18 protein-coding genes are annotated in these 18,997 nt (G+C 39.0%); 2 read left to right on the top strand and 16 right to left on the bottom strand.

The window, feature by feature from the left end; genetic code table 11:
* Window positions 1–10: 10 nt before the first annotated feature.
* From I6N95_RS14635 to I6N95_RS14620, 4 genes are all read right to left on the bottom strand, one after another.
* The gene (locus tag I6N95_RS14635; RefSeq protein WP_209529254.1) at window positions 11–1,201 is read right to left on the bottom strand and encodes an MFS transporter; all 1,191 of its coding nucleotides are present in this window, start codon (window positions 1,199–1,201) and stop codon (window positions 11–13) included.
* 100 nt (window positions 1,202–1,301) lie between these two features.
* Window positions 1,302–3,266 (bottom strand): oxidoreductase, encoded by a 1,965-nt coding sequence (locus tag I6N95_RS14630; RefSeq protein ID WP_209529252.1) that lies wholly within the window; start codon window positions 3,264–3,266, stop codon window positions 1,302–1,304.
* Between the two features lie 848 nt (window positions 3,267–4,114).
* Window positions 4,115–4,786, bottom strand: a complete 672-nt coding sequence (locus I6N95_RS14625) for a putative ABC transporter permease (protein WP_209529250.1) — start codon at window positions 4,784–4,786, stop codon at window positions 4,115–4,117.
* A gap of 216 nt (window positions 4,787–5,002) precedes the next feature.
* Window positions 5,003–5,245 (bottom strand): GlsB/YeaQ/YmgE family stress response membrane protein, encoded by a 243-nt coding sequence (locus tag I6N95_RS14620; RefSeq protein ID WP_209529248.1) that lies wholly within the window; start codon window positions 5,243–5,245, stop codon window positions 5,003–5,005.
* Window positions 5,246–5,514: 269 nt separating this feature from the next.
* Here I6N95_RS14620 and I6N95_RS14615 point away from each other — a divergent pair, with 269 nt between their 5' ends.
* Both I6N95_RS14615 and I6N95_RS27455 read left to right on the top strand, forming a co-directional pair.
* Window positions 5,515–5,847 carry a hypothetical protein gene (locus tag I6N95_RS14615; protein ID WP_209529247.1) on the top strand — a complete coding sequence of 111 codons (333 nt, stop codon included), beginning with the start codon at window positions 5,515–5,517 and terminating at the stop codon, window positions 5,845–5,847.
* A 197-nt stretch (window positions 5,848–6,044) separates the two neighbouring features.
* Window positions 6,045–6,176, top strand: coding sequence for a hypothetical protein (locus I6N95_RS27455; protein ID WP_283808977.1), 132 nt, complete (start codon window positions 6,045–6,047; stop codon window positions 6,174–6,176).
* A 246-nt stretch (window positions 6,177–6,422) separates the two neighbouring features.
* Here I6N95_RS27455 and I6N95_RS14610 read toward each other — a convergent pair whose 3' ends face one another.
* The 12 genes from I6N95_RS14610 to I6N95_RS14555 all read right to left on the bottom strand — a co-directional run bounded on the left by I6N95_RS14610 (window position 6,423) and on the right by I6N95_RS14555 (window position 18,956).
* Complete coding sequence (locus I6N95_RS14610) at window positions 6,423–7,163, bottom strand: LytR/AlgR family response regulator transcription factor (RefSeq protein ID WP_209529246.1); 741 nt, start codon at window positions 7,161–7,163, stop codon at window positions 6,423–6,425.
* 11 nt (window positions 7,164–7,174) lie between these two features.
* On the bottom strand, window positions 7,175–8,377 hold the full coding sequence (locus I6N95_RS14605; RefSeq protein ID WP_209529245.1) for a sensor histidine kinase: 1,203 nt from the start codon (window positions 8,375–8,377) through the stop codon (window positions 7,175–7,177).
* 244 nt (window positions 8,378–8,621) lie between these two features.
* Window positions 8,622–9,986 (bottom strand): sensor histidine kinase, encoded by a 1,365-nt coding sequence (locus I6N95_RS14600; RefSeq protein ID WP_209529244.1) that lies wholly within the window; start codon window positions 9,984–9,986, stop codon window positions 8,622–8,624.
* A gap of 359 nt (window positions 9,987–10,345) precedes the next feature.
* Window positions 10,346–11,419: a galactitol-1-phosphate 5-dehydrogenase gene (locus I6N95_RS14595; protein WP_209529243.1), complete on the bottom strand. Its 1,074-nt coding sequence runs from the start codon at window positions 11,417–11,419 to the stop codon at window positions 10,346–10,348.
* Between the two features lie 128 nt (window positions 11,420–11,547).
* Window positions 11,548–12,273, bottom strand: coding sequence for a ribulose-phosphate 3-epimerase (locus I6N95_RS14590; protein WP_209529242.1), 726 nt, complete (start codon window positions 12,271–12,273; stop codon window positions 11,548–11,550).
* 110 nt (window positions 12,274–12,383) lie between these two features.
* Window positions 12,384–12,812, bottom strand: a complete 429-nt coding sequence (locus I6N95_RS14585) for an RpiB/LacA/LacB family sugar-phosphate isomerase (RefSeq protein WP_209529241.1) — start codon at window positions 12,810–12,812, stop codon at window positions 12,384–12,386.
* 10 nt (window positions 12,813–12,822) lie between these two features.
* On the bottom strand, window positions 12,823–13,476 hold the full coding sequence (gene rpe / locus I6N95_RS14580; protein WP_209529240.1) for a ribulose-phosphate 3-epimerase: 654 nt from the start codon (window positions 13,474–13,476) through the stop codon (window positions 12,823–12,825).
* A gap of 83 nt (window positions 13,477–13,559) precedes the next feature.
* The gene (locus I6N95_RS14575; protein WP_209529239.1) at window positions 13,560–14,612 is read right to left on the bottom strand and encodes a zinc-binding dehydrogenase; all 1,053 of its coding nucleotides are present in this window, start codon (window positions 14,610–14,612) and stop codon (window positions 13,560–13,562) included.
* Window positions 14,613–14,633: 21 nt separating this feature from the next.
* Complete coding sequence (locus tag I6N95_RS14570; RefSeq protein WP_209529238.1) at window positions 14,634–15,905, bottom strand: PTS galactitol transporter subunit IIC; 1,272 nt, start codon at window positions 15,903–15,905, stop codon at window positions 14,634–14,636.
* Between the two features lie 213 nt (window positions 15,906–16,118).
* Window positions 16,119–16,409: a PTS sugar transporter subunit IIB gene (locus I6N95_RS14565; RefSeq protein WP_209529237.1), complete on the bottom strand. Its 291-nt coding sequence runs from the start codon at window positions 16,407–16,409 to the stop codon at window positions 16,119–16,121.
* Between the two features lie 14 nt (window positions 16,410–16,423).
* The gene (locus I6N95_RS14560) at window positions 16,424–16,882 is read right to left on the bottom strand and encodes a PTS sugar transporter subunit IIA (RefSeq protein WP_209529236.1); all 459 of its coding nucleotides are present in this window, start codon (window positions 16,880–16,882) and stop codon (window positions 16,424–16,426) included.
* 4 nt (window positions 16,883–16,886) lie between these two features.
* Window positions 16,887–18,956, bottom strand: a complete 2,070-nt coding sequence (locus I6N95_RS14555) for a BglG family transcription antiterminator (protein WP_209529235.1) — start codon at window positions 18,954–18,956, stop codon at window positions 16,887–16,889.
* Window positions 18,957–18,997 lie beyond the last annotated feature (41 nt).

The raw sequence follows: 18,997 nt of genomic DNA, 5'->3' as shown, positions 1-18,997 counted from the left end.
GTTTCAATCACTACTCGAATTTCTCCTGATTTTGACCAACTTGTGACTTAGAAGTTCTGATTGCCCAAACAATGCCGAAAATCATCACGATTCCTAAAAAAAGGCTACTTGTGAAAAAAACTGTGCCATTTGACTGTGTAGGCAGCACATTGGCCAATGCATTAATAACAATCGGTGAAACAGCTGCGCCAATGGAGGTAAATGCCATAAAACTTCCCATCGAAGCAGACATTTGACTAGCTGTGGCCGTTTCAGAGATAGCCTGTGTTCCAAGAGGAACTGCTGTTGAAAAACCAATTCCCGATAGGATCGCCGCTAAAAAGGTGGTCATTAAATTAGGGAAAAGAACTAATGAGAGATAGCCGATCGCTGTAAGGCCACATGATAACACAAAAACAAAGCGTTTCATCCGTTTAAAGATAATGGGAAACAACATGCCACCGATGACACCAGCACCAGTGCTAAACGACATTGACAGTGCGGCTAATGCCGAATCACCTAAATTCATCGTCGCCAAATAGAGCGAAATATTTAATGAAAAGGTGGCATAGCCAATACAAAACAAACAGATTAAGACACCGATCAAAAGAACTGAATACGGGCTTCGAGAATCCTCTTGACTATTTCCAACTTCGTTTTCCTGTTCTAAGGGCTGCTCTTGAGGTAGCCATAACCAGACAACTAGTAGCACTGGAATCACAATCAGAAACGCTAAATAAGCATTTGACCACTTCACTCTAGCTGCTATGCCTGCAACCATCATCAACACAACTGATCCACCATTTTGAAAGGAGGCCTGTAATCCGTACATCTGACTTCGCTCTTCATCTTTAAACAAAGCAGTTGTAAGATTGGAAACTGTTGTCATTAACAAACCTTGGCCTGACCCGATCAATAAGCTTGAGACATACAAAAAAATAATTCTTTGATTAAACACAAGTGGCAGCAAGCCACCAGTCAACATCAATAAAATACCAATTAAGGATATATTTTTCTTACTGAATTTATTCCCTAGAGAACCAGCCAGTAATGAACAAGGAAAGGACGCCACCATTCCAAAGGTCATAATCAGCTGGATTCCCGTTAAACTGGCGTTCGGAAATTCTTCGGCAATATTAGCTAAAACTGTTGATGCGACCAATATCCCCATAATGATAAATGATTGTGATAAAATAGCAATTTTTATCTTGACTGATTTCAATTTGAACCCTCCTTTGAGAACTCTACAACTGCATCATCCTGTAACTCGCTAACCACCCTCAGTTCAAATATTCTTTACCCCAACATTCAACAGCGAACCACTAAATGATATCCAATGCGCCATGATAGCCAGAATGAATGGCTTTCCTGACAAAGCTTGGACCAGTACAATCCCCTACTCGTCTAAAGAATTGCCAACCATCCCAGGATTGGAGCTCCTCAGCAATGTCGTCATTCGCTTCCATGCCAATGGCATAAACCACAGTATCTGCTGACAGTCGCTGTTCTTGCCCCGTAGCATCTAGGTAAATAACCCCTTCACTCGTGATTTCTTGAACTGTGGCCTTGGTCACTGGATGAACTACCGGTTTCATTTTATCGAGCATCTCAAATAGAGCCGCTTGATGAATTCGATTGGAATCAACAGCTAAATGGTCCGTTATTTCCAATATCGTCACATCAATTCCTGCTTCTGCTAAATAAAGGGCCACCTCACATCCCATTAAGCCACCGCCAATCATCACCACTTTAGATCCGACTTTTATCGTCTCAGTGTAAACCTCTGAAGCGTGTAGGACTTGGGCATGTCGACTATGATCAATCGTCAATGGTTTAGCTTTTGCGCCTGTTGCCACGATAATAGCTTGCGGGTTTAATTTAGCCAGCAAAGCTAAATCCCCTCGCGTATTCAGTTTTACCTGAATTTTATTTTTTTCTACCTGTTGAATTAAATAATCCTTAAATCGTCGTAAATCAGCTTTGTGCAAGTCCCAATCTGCGAACTTTAAATTGCCTCCCAAGGCATTGGATTCCTCTACTAAGGTAACCTGATGGCCTCGTTCAGCGGCGGTGATAGCGGCTTTCATCCCACCTGGGCCACCACCAACTACCAACACTCGTTGACAATCTTTTACGGCTGGCGTTCTCAACGTATACAGCTCATTCCCTGCTAGTGGGTTAACATCACATTCGTTATGACCATCGTATTTACCTCCTAAACAATTTGTGCAACGCAAACAAGGGGTAACATCCGCTGTCCTTCCACGAAAAACCTTATTAGGAAGTTGTGGATCCGCAATTAAGGCTCGTCCCATTGCAATAAAATCGGCTTGCCCTGTTTCCAAAATGTCTTCCATGGCCCTTGGATGATAATGAGCACCAACGGTGACAATGGGAACCTGAATGCCTCCGTTTTTCATCGCGGCGGCTAGGGGAACATTGCATCCATGAGGAAGAAAAATCGACGGAAACGTATATTGCTTAGTATCATAATATGAACCAGCAGACACATGAAGTAAATCGATCTCCGATTCAATCATACGAGCAAACTCAACTGCTTCGTCTATTTTCAATCCACCTTTTAAATATTCATCCCCACTTATTCGATACTCCAGCAAAAAATTTTCTCCGACCCGTTGACGAATGGCCTTGACTACCATCTTTGGAAAACGTCCTCGATTTTCCAAAGATCCTCCGTATTTATCTTTGCGAAAATTAGTCGCTGACGATAAAAATTGCGCCAACAACCAGCCATGGGCCCCGTGAATCATCACTTTTTCAAACCCTGCGTATTTTGCTTGCCACGCCGCTTCAGCAAACTCCTCTGCCACTCGAATCATGTCCTCTTCAGTCATCTCTTTTACGAGGGTCCCGTTCTCTTTCGTAAATCCACTCGGACCGATGGGCGCTTGCCCTCCGATAAAAACGGGTTCGCTTGTATCGCCAGAATGAAACAGTTGAATTGAGGGAACGGCTCCATGCCGCTTAATCCCGTCTGTCACTTTTAGCCAACCTTGAGTCGGAAAGATCAAACGCTCAAAATCGGGAACTAAAATATCATTATTGGGTCGTCGACTGGCATCGGTTCGATTGATGGTTGACTCACTCAAAGTGACACTGGCTGCTCCGCCACGGGCTTTCTCTTCATAATAATAAACCGTGCTTTCATCAGGCATTCCAGTATAATAATCCGGCCATACCAGAGATGATGGGGAGGCGAAGATCCGGTTGCGAAAAGTGGTCTTTTTGATCTTATGCGGACTGAATAACAATGGGTATTCTCTCATAGTAAAACCTCCTTAAATCAGCTCACAACTACCTATCCTCTACTCTTCGTACGGCTCTTTCTTTTGCTTTTAGCTCCCCCTTTCCAGCCTGACAGGTCAATGTTAGCTATTACGTTTATTGTAACAAGGATTTAGTATGAATCACTTGTATAAAACGGAATAACATCCGCAACAAACGACAAATAAAGACAGCCCCCCCCCCCTCTTTCACGACTATTCACTAAATCAGCCTGATTGTGAATTTTAATTCATTTAATCATTTTCTATCCTCGGCGTCGTCACTTCATTTCTTCGTTATTTAATTTTTGACGTCCACCACCTAAATAAACATTATTTTATCCTAGTTATCGTTGATTCCCCATGTCTCATATCGATTTCATCCATGTTATTAATATTACATCCTACTTTTTTTATTACAAATGATAATAACTGTTTGGTGACAATCGTCATTAAATTACAGTTGCTATCGTTGGAAAATGTCTGTTTTTCGCCTTTTAGCTTACTAATTACTCTTTTTTTCACAATCAAACCTTTTTTCACTCTTTTTGAATATTATTATTATGTCTCAGTTTTGTTACCTCTGTTTGTTTAAGGGTAATTTATGATACAATTTTAGCTACAATATTTCTTGGAAGGAGGCTATCTTGTTAACACTCATTTTCGTTATTATCAATCTTAATCCTTTTCTGTTATTTTTCTTTTCGCTAAAATTCAAGCACAAGCCTCTGAGATTTACAGCGATATTCCTTTTCTCCCTAGCCATTCTTATCGATCTTTTTTATGTATTAAATTTCATTTTATAAGCTAAAAAACGCAGCAAGGATGTTTTCCTTTACTGCGTCTTTAGATTATTTTGGCAAGATCATATTTGGATAAACATTTTTCATCGTGGTGTCAGGAAATGTTTGATCCAATCGTTGTTCAAATCTATTTTGTGGCTCAATCCCCGTGGTTCGCTCTGTCCAACGTTTCACAGCTACAACTGATAACCCGATATTGATGATTAATAAAAGGATTAAAACCTTCGTATAGCGTGTTACTCTCGAGGCAGTCACTCGGTTTAACAGATAGATCACAAAGGGATAACCGTAACGGACAAAGGCCAACCCCAAAACACCCCAAAAGAGCATGTAAATTAAACTGGTTCGTCCATTAAAAATACCTAAAGCATATCGAGGATAATGCCATGAGACACTGCCAACGACGCTTTCTTGCACAAAGCTACAGACAACTTCATAAAGCCCTCCCAAAATACTGCTTATCAAAAAGATTGTCAATTTATTCTTTTTTAATATTGGTGTAAATAAAATCGTCATTAACACGACTGCTATGCCATAAACTGGACTAAGGGGACCAAATAGTAACCCTTGACGACTTTCAAAAAAACCATTTTTGACAAAACAAAAAATCATCTCAATCAGGTAACCTAAAAATGACCCTAACATAAATAACCAAAAAACCGTCACTGTGTCAACTTTTTCTAATTTAATTCGATTTGTTTTCTCATTGATATATTCCATGATAATTCCTCCTCCCAAAACGCTTTCTTCATCTTTAACTATAAAGAAGTTTATCCTTGGTTACCTCATGCTAAAGTCGGAATTCTTTCTCAAACTTATTGAGTATCAAGAGCCATTGGTATGTCTTCCAAAAAGAATTAATTTTTTTCCGAAAAAAAAGCCCATTAATTTATAATGAGCTTTTGATTTGATAACTATTAATTTTATTAATTGCGATTAACTTTTGCCAAAGAAAAATGAGACCACTGCTACCAAAAGAACAGCACCGATAATCGAAGGAATCAACGCCATCCCAGCTAAGCTCGGGCCCCAATTACCAAATAGGGCTTGTCCTACTGATGATCCAACTAAGCCTGCCACAATATTAGCAATCCAACCCATTGAACCACCTTTTTTAGTAATGGCACCTGCAATAGTACCAATTAAAGCACCGACTATTAACGACCAAATAAATGACATTTCATTTCACTCCCTCTTTTATATGATTAATTATGGCACATGTTAAGGTGTTTTGCCCAACGATACGCTTGTAAGTAAAATAACAGCTATTAAATAAGTCAAAGTGGTCACTACTGAACAACAACTCAGGATCAGTGAGAGAAAATATGTAGCAAACACCTAATTAGAACCAATCAGGCATCATAAAAGACCGTTTAAGAAAAATTCAGCAATCGTTTCAAGAATCTGCCTATAATAATCATAGCATACTCAATAAAAAGGGGGCTCTTATGAATAGACTTGTGAAATTAACAGAATCATTATTAACTTTTATGGAACAAAACCACCGTACTGGCTTCAACCTGCTAGTTTTATTGGCTTTGATTACCGTTATTGTCCATTTTCTAAGTCCCAAAAACCAGCTAGAAAAAAGTGAAGCCCTAAAACAGGTCCTTTTATTTGGTGGAATCCTCTTTATTTTACACTTCCTGATAATGATCGTCGCCAGTTTAGGAGTAGTGACTAATAATAATCAATTTTATTTAGCTAATGTTTTTGGCCTATGCATTGGCGGATATTGGCTGCTATACACCTTGCAAGTCAAGGCAAAAAAAGACGGGTAAGCCTGTTTTTCACACGAAAGCTGATCGTCGATTAGAAGCAGTTAAAGCGTGGTTAGATGCTAAAGGTCAACAAGGTTTTTTGCTAGATTCCGCCTCTTCAGACTACTTTGGCTTTAATTTCATCCAAACCGATTGTCCTTATCAGTATAAAACGGCCGATTATCCTAGTTCCGAAGTAAAGGAGATGAAAGCTTTTGTTGAAAAAAAATGAACGAGTCGGCTGGGAATTTGTTCGCACCGGGCTTTCTAATGGTTACGCTAATCCTAAGAAAACGCTTGGCCTCAACACTGTCGCAATTTTTAAAACAACTGATTTGACTTTTATATAAAGGCGATTCGTTCCGCTTTAACTATCAGAACTTCACAGGGTAAATTAGTCGCACATGCCATATCAACCTGTTTATTTCGATCGTTTTTATGGTAGCCACATGGTATTTTTATGATATCAAACTACTGCTTAACACAACGATCTTAATTGGCTTTGCAGTTATTATCATGTATGCCTATTTCAGATACAGCGTCCAATCTAACTTCCAGGCTAGTGGACACCATCATTCTGAAATAGTTTAATAAGTTTAGAGGAGGGCCAGTACCTCTTTTAAGCTTTTTTTCATTCTACGAGCAACAAGACAGGTCTGCCCAGTGCTTAATTCCAGTAAATTTTGTTTCAGGTTAAAGCTTTTTATATACGCTCGATTGACCAAAAATGAGCGGTGACTTCTCACAAACTCTTCAGTCAACTGGGCCTCTAATTCTTGTAAATTCCCTGCTGTTTCAATCGTTTGATCAATTGTATGAATTACCACCATATGACTGCGACTCGACGTCTCAATAAAGACAATCTCAGATAAAGCAATCAGAAGAAGTTCATCAGCAAATTTCACCGTCAGCATTTTGCTTTCTTCCAATGGCTCAGGGAGTTGCTGTTCCATAATGCTTGCTAAACACAACTCAATTCGATTGGCAATGTTATCCGGTTGATCTTTGACGATGTAATCCATGGCTTCCAAACGATATTTAAATGTCTCCACGGCCAGTTCTTCAAAGGTTGTAACAAAAATAATAAAGCCTCGCGGATCTCGACGACGAATTTCCTTGCCTAACTCAAAACCATTGATAGGCGAACCAATGATATTCACATCTAAAAAATAAACGCTTTCGGAATGATCAAAATCGATCGCCAATAACTCTGTGGTACTACTGGTTTTGGCTTTGACCATCAGGGAGTATTGATGGCCGATTATGCTGTGATTAATTAAACTACTAATTTGCTCCCGATAAATTAATTCATCATCACAAATATAAATGTGTTTCATCGTTTTTCCCCTTAACTTATTTGCATTTTTAATACTTGTTGAAATTGATTATCAGACACAACGGTTTTATTCAGCACATTTGGGTACTTATTTAAGATTTTTTGATAGCTGCTTAGGCCAATTCCACGATTGTCTCCTTTGGTTGAGTAACCTTCTTGAGTGATTTCGGCAATCTTTTTTTCTTCTTGTAAATGATTTTTAATCATAATGGTTACCGTTGAGTCATCTCGATAAGCCACAAAGTGAACGGTCTTTTCCTCAGTTAAGGTTTCCTCTTCCATGGCATTGTCCAATAAAATTCCCAAACAGCGAACTAAATCTTCGGTTTCGATATGGAATTCCGAAATCGAATCCATCACTTCGACTTGAAATTTGATGTTCTTTTGTTCCATTTGTAGCATTTTAGTCAGCAATAAACTTTTTATCTCCATCTGTTGAATATTGTTTAAAAAATGCATTTGTTTAATATTATAACTGACATTTTGATCAAAGGATAAGAACTTCTCTTCCAATAAAGCTTGTGCCTCTTCAACACGTCCTTCTTTTAATTGCAAATAAAAACTGGACAAGATATTTTTATAGTCGTGTTGAAAATGACGAATATCTTGTTGAATGTCTTCCAACACACGATTATAAGATTGTTGCTGAATCAGCATGGCTTCTGCGGCTTTTAATTTATCCTGATAAAGCCGGATATAGCTTGAAATCGCTAAGCTGAGACCGAAGATCAAGCCAAAAACTACATAAATCCCCAACAAGGTCACGATCGATAAGTATTCTGTTACGACGATTTCATAAAGAATATCCACATACACTACCATGACACTTGCCAACACAATAGAATAACCAAATGTTAGCCCACTCATTCTTTTCGTTTGAAAAAGATGAGTAATTGTCCTTTGCCCCCGCCCACTTCGCAAAAACAGGTTCAATAAAAGAGATAAGATAACTTGAAATACATAGTTACTTAATAAAACGATACTAAGCTGTAATGTTGAAGCACTTGCCAGATCAGAAGTATTGGTTAGATTTGTCACAGCATTGCTGATAATATTAGCTATTACTGTAATCGGTATTTGCAAACCTGTTAACAATAAGCAGACACTCATCACTCTTATGAATGATAGATTTGAGGCCTTCCAAAGAATAGGGCACACAATCAATACAATTACTGAAAAAAAGAAGATATTTTCTAAACGACGCCCATTCTCCATGAACATAATACTCATATCGATGAAGGAAAAAAACAATGCCCCCAACCACAATTTCCAGTGATTGGCCTTGATATTTAACCCCGTACAAAAATTGTAAAATATGCAACTAAAAACTACCCATAACGGCAGGTAATTAGATAATAAATAGACCAACAGTCTCGTGTTTATAGTGACGCACCTCCTTAAATCGATGTTTTCCCACCGTCATTAGTTTCCACTTTTTTCTGATTAGACCACGCTTTATTTAACTTATTTGCATTTTTAATACTTGTTGAAATTGATTATCAGACACGACGGTTTTATTCAGCACATTTGGGTATTTAGTTAAGATTTTTTGGTAGCTACTTAGGCCAATCCCACGATTGTCGCCTTTGGTTGAATAGCCTTCTTGAGTGATTTCGGCAATTTTTTTCTCTTCTTGTAGATGATTTTTGATCATGATGGTTACCGTTGAGTCATCTTGATAAGCCACAAAATGAACGGTCTTTTCCTCAGTTAAGGTTTCTTCTTCCATGGCATTGTCCAATAAAATCCCCAAACATCGAACCAAATCTTCAGTTTCGATATGGAATTCCGAAATCGAATCCATCACTTCGACTTGAAATTTGATGTTCTTTTGTTCCATTTGTAACATTTTCGTCAGCAATAAACTTTTAATTTCCATCGGTTTGATATTGTTTAAAAAGCTCATTTGCTTAATATTATAACTGACATTTTGATCAAAGGATAAAAATTTTTCTTCCAATAAAACCTGTGCCTCTTCAACACGTCCTTCTTTCAATTGTAGATAAAAACTAGACAAAATGTTTTTATAGTCGTGTTGAAAATGACGAACATCTTGTTGAATGTCTTCCAACACGCGATTATAAGATTGTTGCTGAATCAACAGAGCCTCTGCCGCCTTTAGTTTATCCTGATAGAGCCGAATATAACTTAAGATTCCTAAACTAAGTCCGAAAACAAGTCCAAAGAAAACATAGACAGCCAATAAAAAGAATGCTAATCCAGTCTTTCCTAACAAAAAATTATAATAATTAAAAAAGTAACCGATTAATATGACCGTCATTAAAATCGCGCTAATAAATGTCAGCCAACTGACTCCTGGGGTTTGAAACAGATGCTTGACTGTTCGACGCCCCCGATTACTTCGCAGAAAAAGATTTAATAATAGACACATTATCAGCTGAACTAAATAGGTTATGATCGACACAAACAACAGCGAACTTTTTGTATACCCTTCCATGCCAATGCCAGTCATCGCCACCACTTGAGTACTAACAACATCACTCAAAATAGTAAAAGACAAATGAAGGCCAGTTAACAGAAGACAGATGCTCACTACTTTAAAAAAAGATTCTTCCGATTTTTTCCAAATAATCGGACTAACAATCAATAAAATAATCAGGATAAACGATATTTTTTCAAGCTCAAAGCTGCCGAACAAATAGATCCAAGCAAAATCACTCAAACAAAAAATACCAGCAACCAGCCACACTTTCCAAGCTTTAAACGATAGATTTAAAGCTGTGTAAAAATTGTAAAAATAACTAATAAAAATGAACCATAAGGGAATAACATTCACCAACATAACAAACGTTAAACTAATCATCCTACTCCTCCTTTTTATTAATTATGCCATAACCGAACGTGAAATTCCAAACAAACTTAGGTTAACTTTCTGGACATGCTTATTTTAATATATACATCCCGTAAAAAAATCCGAACATATAGTTCCATTGGATTATCACTATAATGACGAGCGAAGAGTGGTGTTTTCAACTTCTCTTTAGCTGGAAGTTTAACGACTGATCGTCATTATTTAATAGGAACTATATAATCACACCGAATAAATAATAGCCAGTTCTTTTTTTTACAGATATACCGAGCCTTTTTGGTGGTTGTCGATATTTTTTGCTCAAAAAGAAGCTGTTGTGATTTTCCACAACAACTTCAAAAATGACTTACAGATTACTTAATATTTTCCGGGAAAAACATCACTTTACCAAAGTTTTCCTCTCGTCGATGAGTGATTCGTTTAAAAATAGCGGGACCTTCAGCTAGTGGTAAACGGTGACTAATCATCGACTTGACTTCTAAAGCACCTGAAGCTAAAGCTTCGATAGTCGCTTCCCATTCTTTCCCTGGGAATGGGGCTGAGATGGCATTCCAAGAACCTAAAACGGTCAATTCATTGCGGACAATTTTTTCAAAATAAAACCGTTCAATGTTAATATCCGCATAAGGAATCCCTAGAAAAACTACTGCTCCACCTTTTTTAGCATAGGAATAAACTTGTGCTGAGGTAATTGGCGAACCAGCGGATTCCACCACACAATCAGCCCCGAGACCTTTGGTCAACTGCTGAATCTCTGCGATTGGTTCGCTTACAGCGGAATTAATCTTAGCTGTAGCCCCTGCTTGAATAGCAGAGGCCAACGCCTCTTCATTGATATCGATGGCAATAATTTGATTAGCGCCTAAAATTTTCGCCCACTTGATTGCCAATAAGCCGATATTGCCACAGCCTACAACCACGACATTATCGCCAGCAGTAATCTTCATGCGGTAATAACCATGAAGAACTACAGATGAGGGTTCAATCATAGCGGCCGATTCATAATCTACGTTATCTGGAATTTTAACCACATTCTTTTCAGGCAAGCTGATGTACTCAGCATAGCTGCCTGGATGTCTGGCACCAATAACTGTTAAGGACTCACAACGGGCGTATTCTGCTTTTTTACAATAATAGCACTCTTCTTTTCCTAAATCCTGACAAACTAAAGTTGGACAGCCAGTAACACGGTCCCCCACTTTAATCGTCTTCACCTGACTCCCAATTTGACTAACTTGACCTGAAAATTCATGTCCCCAAACCATTCCCGGCACATAAGGACCTATTTTTTTATATCGTGATAGATCGGAACCACAGATTCCCACAGCTTGAATTTTAATAATCACATCTAAAGGCTTTACAACGACTGGCCGGTCGGCCTCTTCGTACCTTAAATCTTCTTTTCCATATAATTTTAGTGCTCTCATTTAACGCTCTCCTTTTCCCTTGCCCATAAACTAACGCAATTGCTTGAGTCGCTAATTACTTGTCCAACAATTGCATCAAGTTGGCGCCGCTGTCCTTTATCATGTTTGCCCCTGTAGCAAAACTCTGATTAATAGGGATCCCTATTGCCATTAGCTAGATTAGCCGTATCAACAAACCTCTCAGCGGCTCTTCCGCTAGCAAAAGCAGCTTCAACCGCTTTAACTTTATCTTCGTAGGTGCCTTCCTGATGATTGAACAGCGCCGATGTTCCAACGACATAAAGATCTGCCATTGGGCTAATTTTATTAATAGTCTGGGCGTTAATATTGCCATCTACTTCAATCAAGGGTTTCTTCTTAACCGACTCTAACTGTTTCGTTAGTCGTTTAAGCTTTTCCAACACAGTCCAATTAAATTGTTGCCCAGCAAAACCGGGTTCAACTGTCATCATCAGCACTAAATCGATATTCTCCAAATAAGGGTAAATAACATCAATTGGTGTTCTAGGACTAATCGCAACTCCAGCTTTTATGCCATGAGAATGAACTTGTCCCAATAATTTGGTTAAACTTCCTGCTGCTTCATAATGAAAGGTCAAATAATCCGGTTTGAGCTCCGCAAACATTTCAATGTACTTCTCAGGCTGTTGACAAGCCAGATGAATATCTGTTGTAAACCGGCCTCCATTGATAATCGCTTCCAGAACATAGGGTCCCATGGCCAAGTTATTAACAAAAATACCATCCATTACATCACAATGAAGCCAATTTATTCCTGCTTTTTCCAAAGCGACTAACTCTTCTGCTAAATGCAACTGATCGCCGCACATAATTGAGGCTACTACTTTCTCCACCTTTTTTTCCTCTTTTCTTAGAACTTGGAAAACACCTGATGTTCTCTATTTTCTCATCCTTGTTAAACTTTATGACACATCTGCTAAATACCTAGACGCTCATAAAATTTTTATCGATCGAGCGACTCGACAATTTCTTGATATGCCTGATCAGGGGTTGTTTGTAACCAAGATTCAATCACAAGTTCTGCCTGTTCAACGCCTAAAACTCGAGCACCAATACATAAGATGTTAGCGTGATTATGCTCTTTGGATTTGATGGCACTATAGACATCATTTGCAACAGCCGCTCTGATGCCAGGATGCCTATTCGCAACTAAAGACATACCGATGCCAGTACCACACACTAAGATTCCCAAGTCGAGATCTCCTGCCAACACTAATCGACTCATTTCCTCAGCCGTTAGCACATGGCTGCTTTTGACTTGATCGGTCTCACAGCCAATATCGACCCATTCCATTCCTGCCAGCGAAACCTCTTTTAAAACCCGTTCTTTTAATTGATACCCTGCATGATCAGATCCAATACCTATTTTCATGTTTATCCCTCTATCTTTCTATTTTTTTTAGCCTTTCAATCGGCAGTCGTCGGTCGGCTTGGTTAAAAACATAACTACCTGCGACTAAAACATCCACACCAGCAGCAACACATTGCGCCCCGGTATTCTCAGTTATGCCACCATCAACTTCTAATACAAAATCGAGATTACTGGCTTGCCTCATCTCATGAATTTCGGCAATATTGTGAAGGGTTCTCTCAATAAAGCTTTGCCCACCATATCCTGGGTCAACAGTCATCTGTAACACTAAGTCCACCTCAGGAAGGATTGTCGCTAACACACTAGGGGAGGAGCCAGGGTTAAGGGCCACGCCAGCTTTCACACCCTTAGCTTTGATCAACTGGATCGTACGGTGAATGTGGGGACAAGCCTCATAATGAACGGTGATAATATCTGCTCCAGCCTGGCTAAAGGCCTCTATATAATTATCTGGGTTAGCGAACAATAAGTGACAGTCCAGTATTTTATCCGTTATTTTTCTAATTCCTTTTACCACATCAGGGCCAAAGGTAACATTCGGGACAAAATGCCCATCCATACTGTCAATGTGAATGTAATCCGCCCCACTTTTGTCTATATCTTTAATCTCATAGCCTAACTGATTAAAATCAGCAGCTAAAATCGACGGTGCCACTAATGCCATCTCACTACCTCTTTTCTGTTTTATGCGATCGGTTAGGTGCGAAGCCTTCCCCACACCTAACGTCTCTGATTTATTCAAGCCATCTATTCTTTTGGCCAATCCAAATCAGATTCCAATAACACTTTGATCTCATTTCCTGCCATAACTGCTTCAAATGCTTGCCGCCAATCCGCTAGTGGATAAATTTTTGTAATCATCTTTTCGATCTTTATTTCTCCGCGAGCCAACAACTGTAAGGCAATGACCCATGATGAGGGTTTTTGCGAACGGCTGCCGACATACTCAATCTCTCGTTGGATGATTACTTCCTGATCCATGGTATTCATCTTCTCTCCGAATAAACCTACTTGAACAAAAACTCCTGCTTTGCTTGTTAAAGGCAGTGCCTGATTAACCGCTCCGATAACTCCTGAACAATCAAATACCCGATTGACTCCGTACCCTTCAGTGGCGGCCATAACACGCTCTTCTAAATTCTCTGTTAGGGAATCGATTACCACATCAATTCCGATCTCTTTGGCTAAATCCAAACGATGACGATCTCGGGTTACTCCTGACATAATTACCGTAGCCCCTTGTGCTTTAATCACTTGGGCTAATAGCAACCCAATCGGTCCTGGGCCAATCACCAGTGCCACATCGCCTTCATTGATTGTCGTTTTTTCCAATGCAGCATGAACACAACAAGCCAGCGGTTCAGTTAGAGCCGCGCCTCGATAAGTAACTGCTTCCGGCAAAACGTGACAACTTTCTTCTCTTGAAAGAACATAGGCAGTCATACTGCCATCGGCCTGTGTGCCTAACCCTTTACGTTTCGGACATAAGTTATAGTTTTTGGACTCACAGAAACGACAATCACCACAGGTTTCAAACGTCGTTTCGCTAGTTACCCGATCGCCTACTTTTATCTGACTGACATCTGGTCCCACAGCCACTACTTCTCCGGAAAATTCATGTCCTAAGATAACTGGCGTTGCGGCATTATTGTATTCCCCTTTAAAGGTGTGAATATCCGAGCCACAAATCCCCGTATACGCTACTTTTATTTTCACTCGATCGCCATAAACCTCTGGCTCTGGTACGTCTAACAACGACATTTGATCATATCCCAATGCTTTTTTTACAACTGCTTTCATGTTTACCTCCTACTTATTCCCTTAATTAAAGAACGGTGCCACTAATTGAGACAGTTTCAAGAATAGCCATTTTAGTGAGGCCCCCCCTGTATCTAAAGAACTAATCTCACTCCCAAGTTTAGAAAATTGATCTAAGCCTTGCATCATTTCCGTGTGAACAGGGGCAAAGTTAGTAGCCATCAACAGCGCTAAAGCAATTACGATGGTTCCTGTTATAACGGAATGGAAAATATTTCCTTTCCGCGACGCGACGATATAGGCGGTATAAAATGGGATCGATGACAAATCGCCAAAAGGCAAGACTTTATTTCCGGGAATAATAACTGCTAATAGAAGCGTAATTGGCACTAAAATCAAACCCGTTGAAATATTAGCAGGGTGTCCAATTGCCAAAGCCGAATCCAGTCCCAAGTAAAGTTCCCGGTCTTTATAACGAGATTGTAAAAAGGTTCTAGCAGACTCTGAAATGGGGATCAATCCTTCCATTAGGATTTTAACCATTCGTGGCATCAGCAACATGACAGCGCCTAATGAAATTCCTAATTGCAGAGCAGCTCCTGGATCATAGCCAGCCAACAGTCCAATCACAATTCCTATGACCAAACCCATCATCATTGGTTCTCCGAAGACACCAAATCGTCTTTGAATGGTTTCCGGTGAAATTTCTATGTCTTTTAAACCAGGTATCTTGCTGATAACCCAGCCAATTGGCATCCCGATTAAACCATAGGAAACCGTTGAACCTGTTGGCAGTGAAATCCCTGGTAAACCGTAAAACTCCTGTACCATCGGCGCAGCCTTATCGGCAATTTTTAGTGTGATGACTTCCATTAACACTGCCACGAAGATCGCCCAAATAAAGCTGCCTGTGACGATATAGCCAACAGCCCCAACTGCCATAAAATGATGAAAATTCCAAATATCAATATCCAACGTTTTAGTAAACTTAATAAAAATCAAAAACAGATTAACTGCGATAATAATTGGAATTAAGATAGCGGCAACTGGTGATGCCCAGGCAGCAGCGGCAGCTGACGGCCAGCCAGCGTCAATAACCGTTAATTCCAGTCCAAACCGCTCGACCATTTGTTGAGCAGCAACCCCTAAATTATCCGATAACAAGCCGACAACTAAATTAATTCCCACAAATCCAATCCCAACAGTAATCGCCGATTTTAATGCTTTGCCAACAGATAGCCTGAAAAATAACCCGATGATAAAAATCGCAATTGGCAAAATAACTGTTGGCCCTAACCCTAACACGTACTGAATTCCATTTAACAAAGACTGCATGTTGCTTCCTCCTCTTTTATTGGTCCGACCTTCACTTCGTTGTCCCTTGTCTCTACGCATTAAAATGCTAGAACAATGGCTCTTCGTTGTCCCTTGTCTCTACGCATTAAAATGCTAGAACAATGGCTCTTCGTTGTCCCTTGTCTCTACGCATTAAAATGCTAGAACAATGGCTCTTCGTTGTCATTTTACTTATCATATAAGCATAGTTTTTTAATCTGTTGCGTTTAAAATTTCGATAATTTTGGCATCCATTTCTTCCATGCCAAGTCCTGTTATATATGAGGTTGCCACTACTGCTGGAATCTCATATGTGGTCGGTAAAATCGTTGTAGAAATGATTAAGTCCGCATCTCTTTGTAGGCTTTTCGCCTCTACTATTTTAATTTGCTGTATGTCTGCTTCAATTTGGTTATCTTTGAGTAATTGCTCAATCCGATTCATCACAACAGTTGATGTCGCGATACCAGCTCCACATGCCACTAATAATCTTTTTTTATTCATTTTTACCTGTCCCCTCAAATTGTGTTTTTTTCTAGTGTTCTCAGTAAGTCATTAATATTTTTTTCTTTCATTAGTCCTTTTACCAGCGCTTCATCTTGAATAACTTGCATTAATTTTTGCAGAACTAGTAATTGATTTTCCGCTTTGGTTAGTCCTAAAATAAAGACTAATTTAACTGGTACTTCAACATTAATATTGTCCATCGATTTAAATGAGACTGGTTCATTTAGTGTTGCAACAGAGATAAACTGTTCAGTAATGTATTCTGGATCCGTGTGAGGGATGGCCACACCATAGTTGCCTAAATTTAACCCCGTTGGGAAGTTCCCTTCTCGTTCTTTTAATTTCTCTACGAATTGACCTGTTCCAAACCCCTTAGCGAAAATCTCTCCGCCAATGTCTTCAAACAGAGCGTCGCTATTTGAATAACTTTTATTTAAAAATACGAGTTTTTGATTTAGAAATTCAATCATTTGTTTATTCCTCCCGCTCCGGTTTTCGAAAATGATAGGTGTTAATTTGCTGCGAAATTTCCTTGATTGTATGTTTGTTCATTGCCCTTAAAAACGCCTTGTCAGCCGCCATCTCCAACAATTCTATTAAAGCTTTAAAATGCGCCTTTTTATTAGGCGACGCGATCATGACAATATGAAAAATGGGTTTATCTTCTTCATAGATGAGCGGCTCGTCTAAAACCAACAGGCTCATGCCCAACTTAGTAGTTGGTTCTGGGCTCGTGTGAGGGATGGCGATACTGCCTCTTAAGACAATGCCACTTGTCAAATTTGGCTGCTCCGCTTTGATCGTTGCAAGATACTCCTGACTGATAATCCCCTTGTCCAATAAAGGCATCGAAACAATTTCTAGAGCCTCATGCCATCCAGTAACTTCTTTTGTCTTGAGAATAGTGCCTTCGTGAATTAAACTAGCTAGACCAGCACTTTCAATGTCGATGGCATCTGTTTCCGAGTAACTGGTAGCTGGAGAAAACACTTCCAATAAATCTTTTCTTAATTTCTCACGATCTAAATCCTTCGCGTGCTTCTCTGCTGTGTGGATGATATCTTCAATGGTGATATCAATGCCACTGAATTGATATAAAACCGACATGACTTTATTGCGAATATTGATCACATCTAAATCTTTTGATAAATCAGAAACGAAAAAAACTGGTTTGTCTGACTCTAATGGGATTGAGGTAAAAATCAAATCATAAGGAGTCGTCGTTTCCCTCATTTCTTTTAAGGACATTGGTGGGTAAAAAAACAACTCTGGAAATATTTTTTTTAATGAATTTTCCAATAAATTGGAAAACGACAAACCATTTTGACAGACAATAATCCCGCGAAATTTGGCATCTAGTTGATTGGATTGTTCAATCAAATGACCACCGATTAGCATGGACAGAAACCGCGTTTCCACATCAGGTAACTCAACTCCCAAATACTTGACAAGGGGAGACTTTGATTCCATGATTAAATTATGAATCGCCTCATAATCATCATCTAAAGTTGGCAATAATTTATAATCTGTCGTTAATTGATACTTGATACGATAATACGCTGGTTTAAAATGGATAAAAATCTTGTCTATTAAGCTCTCTTTATTGCTTAAAGTTGTGAATGCCACTCGTTCAAATTCATCAACAAAGGCCACAATCGCTTCTCTTAGTTGAGGCAAGACTTCTACTAATGGCTGCTCTGTTTGGTACACATTGCTCGATAATAAATGGAGCGTAAAATATAATTTCTCCTCTTCTGAAATGACCGTATCCTTAATCAGGACATTGACAGCATCAAACTCCCTTGTATCTGCCAGTTCATGGTAATCAATAAAAAAAATACCGTTAACGTCGTAACCATGCTCAATTCGAAAAAGAACGCCCATGATAATATAAGGAAGAACCGTTGTTTTTGTTTCAACAAAAGACAAATCTAACTTCTTTTCAACCTCTGCTATGTTTCGGTGAATACTTTCAAGCTTTTCTTCGGAAATTTTCATAAAGTACTTTAAATAGCGTTCTCCGTCCAGTTGGTTCATAACATGATTGATCAACTGGATCATGCCATTGCGAATGTCCCATTCTTTCCCGACGATTTCATAACCAGTTACCCGCGAATAGTGAATACTCAAGTTGAAGGGCTCAATTATTTTTTTCGCTTGTCTCAAATCACTTAGTACAGTATTTTTACTTATTTTAAACTCATAGGTAAAGAAATTAATCGAAAAATCAACTTGCCGGACCAACATAATTAAGACCATAATCGTCGCCCGATCAGTCGCATCAGACACAAACAACGGCTCAGCACTTGTAACACTTGGTGATTTAAACAAGGTGTAAATGCGTTTGTCAATATTAAATTTTCCTTGAGCTGTCCTAGTAATGATTGGAATGTTTCTGTCTATTAAAACGTCATTCATTTTCTTAATTGAATAGTCAACTTGTCGTACCGTTAGATTGTGGCGTTCTCTTAACTCATCTATTGTCAGATTGTCATTTCTAACAATTTCTGACAATAAAAGTTTTGATCGATCATCGACTTTCATTTTGGATTCCCCCTAACACTTTTTAGTATAAACGATTACTT

The organism is Vagococcus allomyrinae (assembly GCF_017829975.1).
GTDB classification, from domain to species: Bacteria; Bacillota; Bacilli; order Lactobacillales; family Vagococcaceae; genus Vagococcus_D; species Vagococcus_D allomyrinae.
The sequence above is the reverse complement of the archived record's forward strand: the minus strand, read 5'-3'. Positions and strand labels throughout refer to the sequence as shown.

Coding starts and splice junctions, on each gene's coding strand:
- I6N95_RS14610 (WP_209529246.1), bottom strand. CDS start 7,163: ATGAAACACATTTATATTTGTGATGATGAATTAATTTATCGGGAGCAA.
- I6N95_RS14585 (WP_209529241.1), bottom strand. CDS start 12,812: ATGAAAATAGGTATTGGATCTGATCATGCAGGGTATCAATTAAAAGAA.
- I6N95_RS14555 (WP_209529235.1), bottom strand. CDS start 18,956: ATGAAAGTCGATGATCGATCAAAACTTTTATTGTCAGAAATTGTTAGA.
- I6N95_RS14630 (WP_209529252.1), bottom strand. CDS start 3,266: ATGAGAGAATACCCATTGTTATTCAGTCCGCATAAGATCAAAAAGACC.
- I6N95_RS14595 (WP_209529243.1), bottom strand. CDS start 11,419: ATGAGAGCACTAAAATTATATGGAAAAGAAGATTTAAGGTACGAAGAG.
- I6N95_RS14625 (WP_209529250.1), bottom strand. CDS start 4,786: ATGGAATATATCAATGAGAAAACAAATCGAATTAAATTAGAAAAAGTT.
- I6N95_RS14605 (WP_209529245.1), bottom strand. CDS start 8,377: ATGGAGAATGGGCGTCGTTTAGAAAATATCTTCTTTTTTTCAGTAATT.
- rpe (WP_209529240.1), bottom strand. CDS start 13,476: ATGGCATTAGTGGCACCGTCGATTTTAGCTGCTGATTTTAATCAGTTA.
- I6N95_RS14565 (WP_209529237.1), bottom strand. CDS start 16,409: ATGAATAAAAAAAGATTATTAGTGGCATGTGGAGCTGGTATCGCGACA.
- I6N95_RS14570 (WP_209529238.1), bottom strand. CDS start 15,905: ATGCAGTCTTTGTTAAATGGAATTCAGTACGTGTTAGGGTTAGGGCCA.
- I6N95_RS14620 (WP_209529248.1), bottom strand. CDS start 5,245: ATGTCATTTATTTGGTCGTTAATAGTCGGTGCTTTAATTGGTACTATT.
- I6N95_RS14560 (WP_209529236.1), bottom strand. CDS start 16,882: ATGATTGAATTTCTAAATCAAAAACTCGTATTTTTAAATAAAAGTTAT.
- I6N95_RS14575 (WP_209529239.1), bottom strand. CDS start 14,612: ATGAAAGCAGTTGTAAAAAAAGCATTGGGATATGATCAAATGTCGTTG.
- I6N95_RS14615 (WP_209529247.1), top strand. CDS start 5,515: ATGAATAGACTTGTGAAATTAACAGAATCATTATTAACTTTTATGGAA.
- I6N95_RS14600 (WP_209529244.1), bottom strand. CDS start 9,986: ATGATTAGTTTAACGTTTGTTATGTTGGTGAATGTTATTCCCTTATGG.